Raw genomic sequence first — 357 nt, 5'->3', positions numbered from 1 at the left:
AATACCGACAAGAATTACAGGCCAACAAATGGAAAATAAAACCATCTGTTTATGGTGCTTTAAAAGAAACTGGGGTAAGCATGTTTTACACCTCTATCGTTTTGTTCTTTGGGTTTTCGGTATTTACCATATCCGATTTTGGAGGTACAGTAGCCTTGGGGGCTTTAGTATCGGCAACCTTATTGTTTGCCATGTTGTCTAATTTACTGCTATTGCCGTCGCTTCTTTTATCATTAGAAAGAAGCATAGCCAACAAAGAGGTACTGAAGAAACCACCAATTAATATTATTCCTGAAGAGGACGATAATGATATGGAACTACCTGAAAATCAATATTAATTACAATTTCAAATCACAT

The 357-nt window shown here is 35.9% G+C and carries 1 protein-coding gene; it reads left to right on the top strand.

The annotated features are described in order from the left end of the window. On the top strand, positions 1 to 338 hold a 338-nt coding region (locus tag H4O21_RS28535; RefSeq protein ID WP_182812594.1), incomplete at its 5' end, for an MMPL family transporter. Between the last annotated feature and the right edge of the window lie 19 nt (positions 339 to 357).

This window comes from Oceanospirillum sediminis (assembly GCF_014164585.1).
Lineage (GTDB): Bacteria > Pseudomonadota > Gammaproteobacteria > Pseudomonadales > Halomonadaceae > Oceanospirillum > Oceanospirillum sediminis.
This window is presented reverse-complemented; position numbering and strand designations above follow the sequence as displayed.